The organism is Collinsella intestinalis (assembly GCF_902501455.1).
GTDB classification, from domain to species: Bacteria; Actinomycetota; Coriobacteriia; order Coriobacteriales; family Coriobacteriaceae; genus Collinsella; species Collinsella intestinalis.
Window position 1 is genome coordinate 1 of record NZ_CABWIC010000016.1, and the last position, 273, is coordinate 273.

1 protein-coding gene is annotated in these 273 nt (G+C 68.1%); it reads left to right on the plus strand.

The window, feature by feature from the left end:
• Positions 1-273, plus strand: a 273-nt coding sequence (locus tag AOBCEHNH_RS07035; RefSeq protein WP_193221216.1) for a hypothetical protein, incomplete at both ends; no start/stop codon positions are given.

A 273-nucleotide genomic window follows, 5' to 3' on the forward strand; every position in this document is an offset into this window, starting at 1 on the left:
AACACCGTGGCGCACAATTCCGGGACCGACTTCGCCCGGTTCCGCTCCTTCGCCGACCCCTATGTCAAGGTGCCCGCGGGCAAGGTCCTCGCCGGCTGGAAGTGGACCGGCGACTCCGACAAGAACCTCATCCCCGGCGACTACAAGGTCGAGGGCGAGTCCGCGAACGTCGAGGCCGTCTTCGCCGACGCCGCCAAGCCCGTCGAGTTCACGACCGTGAACTTCTACGTCGGCGGCAAGGTCGTCTCCACCGCGGCGCTCCCGTCCGGGACC